Here is a 2,930-nt window from a genome sequence, read left to right on the forward strand (position 1 = left end):
ATATAATAGAAATTATTTTAAGTTTCAATAACAGGGAGGTAGGATTATGGCAATTACAGGTATCAATAACAGCAGTTGCACATCGTATTATGCTTCAAATTACAAGAATACTGTTAAAAAAACAGATAGTGAAAAGGATAGTACAAATACAAAAGACGGCAACGTGACAACAAGTACAGTTGAATTAAAAACATCACGTCCCGGTGTGACAAAAACAGAGCAGATTAAGACGGGGTATAGCAATGTAAATGATTATTCAAAATACTTGCAAGGAAAATACCATTATATGAATACGGGAACGACTTCAATGCAAGGGGTTCCGACAACAGTATCCGTTTCAAGTGCATTTTTACAGAAGTGTATGAATGATCCAGAAAAAGCAAAGTATCTGGAGGAAAACTTAGCAGCCATTCCAGATTGTGCAAAAAGTGCGGTGAATGGATGTTTGGGCACTTTGACAAATCTGAGTTATATGATTGATGCAAACGGAAATATTTCGGTGGCAATATCTGGTACAAATGATCCAGATGGGAAAATAGCGAAAGAGAATGCTGAACGAAAGGCAAAAGAGAACAGAGAAAAAGAGGAAAAGGTAAAAGAAAAAAGAGCTGCTAAAAAAGCAGAGGAAGAAAAAGCTGCAAAGAAACGTGCAGAAAAATCGGCAGAAGGAAAAGAAACGGGTGATTATACCTTATCCGTAACTGGTAATGATGTAAAAAGTATGACACAGAGTCTTGTAGCAGAATCTGTGAGTATTTCTGCACCTGATAGATCAAGTTTTGATATTAAGGCATAAGAGGATTCGATAAAAGGAAAATATCAAATTGGTGCATTGGATGGCATCACCAGAGAGTAGAGTGGCAGAAAGTCAGTAGATATAAATCGTTTTATTGGTTCATTGAGCAATGACAGTGATGTAGATTACCTGAAAATAGATGCAGGTTCTTTGACATCGAGCAAGATAGATAAAGAAGTATAGAAAGTGTGGACTAACTTAAGGAGGTTGCTATGAAAGTTCAAGGAAATAGGTATATTAATAATCCAGAGATGATAAAAAATAAGGTTGAGAAGAAAACAACTGTTCCTCAGAATATTATTTCGGAGGATGATGTGAAAATCAGTGATTCAGCAAGAAAGTTAGTTGAGACTGCTCGTAATAAGGTATCGGATTTTCATACAATGCATTTTTCATCTATTATGGGAGAGATAAGAGAGATACCAGCAGAATATAAATGTGAAAATTTATTCAAATTAGATTTGAAAGCAGCTTCCATTTCTGGAGAACAAAGTGCGTTTGAAGGCTGTTCGGAAAATCAGTCAGAGGTTTTTGAAAAATGGCTGGACGAAAATGCTTCTGAATATTTGACAGAAGATGAAATGAAAGATTTAAAAGAGAAGATTAATGCAATGACAGCAGATGTAGATTCTTTGAATGCTCAGGAGGGATATAGAGGAACTTCTTATGAATCTGTATTTTTGTTAAGTGCAAGTGAAGTGGGGCTAAGGAAAGTAAATGAAATGTATGTTCCAGAGCAATTTCAAGCTGGTTTTTCAGACATGATTGACGAATATGTTCATTTTAATGATTCAGCACGTAATTCCATCATGGAGAGAATGACACCAGATTACATGGTTGTTGGAATTGGAAGCAAAACAGAATCTTATAAGTACAAGTCAGAAATAATCTCAGATGAGACAGCTTTTTATACAAATGAGAAGAAAGAGATAAGTGGTATCTGCAATCAGTTTTTAAATGGTAAAACAGATCAAAAATTATTTTGTAATGAGATGAAAGACCGTTTAAATGATTACTATGGAAGCAGGTATGAATTAAGGAATCAGCCAGAAGCTGTTGAAGGCAGAGTAAATAATATGCTGGACAAATTGCAGCATATGTTTGGCGTTTAATGTTGAAAAAGGGTTTGGAGAATAATTATGAAGACAGTAACAGATGTAAACACAGTAAACCAGCTGTTGACATATTCAAAGCAGGCAGAGGCAGGAATACACCAAAAAGCAATACAGATGTTGCTTGGAGCAGGAAATAATAAAAAACAGGACAGTTTAAGTATTTCTGATGCTGCACGAGGCTTTTCAAAGCAATCCATAGCTGCACTGATAGATAAAAATGCGAATATTTCTAACAGTGAATTAGCTTATTATTTTGCAAACTATAATAATTCAAGTGCTATTTTGGATGCAATCAATTTTGGGGAGAATGTTTCCTGTGGATATAATTCTGATTTTAAGGAGTACGGGGTTATTTCCTTTGACCTTAATGGGAGCAGACAGGTAGTACCTAATTATGCAGTACCGAAAATGAATACAAGCACCATGTCAGGCATTTGTGCTGCGAATAATTCTCTGGTACTAAGTAATAAAAGTTATTATGCATGGACAACATCAAGTGGCGGTAAATATACATGGACGGTCAATAATGGAAGAATAGGCTGGGCAGCCTCGGAATCGTTGCTTGCAGAGAATACAAATCAAAAAGGAACAAATTATAAGTGGGAAATGTGTAAGGCAGGCAATATCCTGTCTGATCTGGCACAGGGAAAGAGTGTGTGGGGGTATCTCTACAGCAATGAGGAGGTATTGTCCGTCTGTGAGAAAGTCGGGATTTCTCCGGGATTCTTTTCTATAGATGCGGGAGCAGGAAAACACACTTATTTATTGCAGGAATCAGGAAAGACCATAAATGTTGACGCAAAGATAAAACAGTTAAATGATATAAACTGGATAGAAATCGGATATAAAGAAGGAGATACGTTTTCCGTTTATGGTAAAGAGTATGCTATTGACAGCAGTGGGCATATCAATGTTTCGGCGGAAGATGAATTTACATCAACGGAAATTAAATATCCAAGTCGTTCAATATAATAGAAATTATTTTAAGTTTCAATAACAGGGAGGTAGGATTATGGCAA

The 2,930-nt window shown here is 35.9% G+C and carries 3 protein-coding genes; all 3 read left to right on the top strand.

Annotated elements, in window-relative coordinates; all coding sequences use genetic code 11:
* Window positions 1-46 precede the first annotated feature (46 nt).
* The 3 genes from AAAT93_RS00110 to AAAT93_RS00120 all read left to right on the top strand — a co-directional run bounded on the left by AAAT93_RS00110 (window position 47) and on the right by AAAT93_RS00120 (window position 2,883).
* Window positions 47-796 carry a hypothetical protein gene (locus AAAT93_RS00110; RefSeq protein WP_117841223.1) on the top strand — a complete coding sequence of 250 codons (750 nt, stop codon included), beginning with the start codon at window positions 47-49 and terminating at the stop codon, window positions 794-796.
* A gap of 212 nt (window positions 797-1,008) precedes the next feature.
* Window positions 1,009-1,908 (top strand): hypothetical protein, encoded by a 900-nt coding sequence (locus AAAT93_RS00115; RefSeq protein ID WP_021739841.1) that lies wholly within the window; start codon window positions 1,009-1,011, stop codon window positions 1,906-1,908.
* A gap of 27 nt (window positions 1,909-1,935) precedes the next feature.
* Window positions 1,936-2,883: a hypothetical protein gene (locus tag AAAT93_RS00120; protein ID WP_021739842.1), complete on the top strand. Its 948-nt coding sequence runs from the start codon at window positions 1,936-1,938 to the stop codon at window positions 2,881-2,883.
* The last annotated feature ends 47 nt before the right edge of the window (window positions 2,884-2,930 follow it).

It is taken from the genome of Coprococcus hominis (ex Arizal et al. 2022), from assembly GCF_040094675.1.
Lineage (GTDB): Bacteria > Bacillota > Clostridia > Lachnospirales > Lachnospiraceae > Coprococcus_C > Coprococcus_C hominis.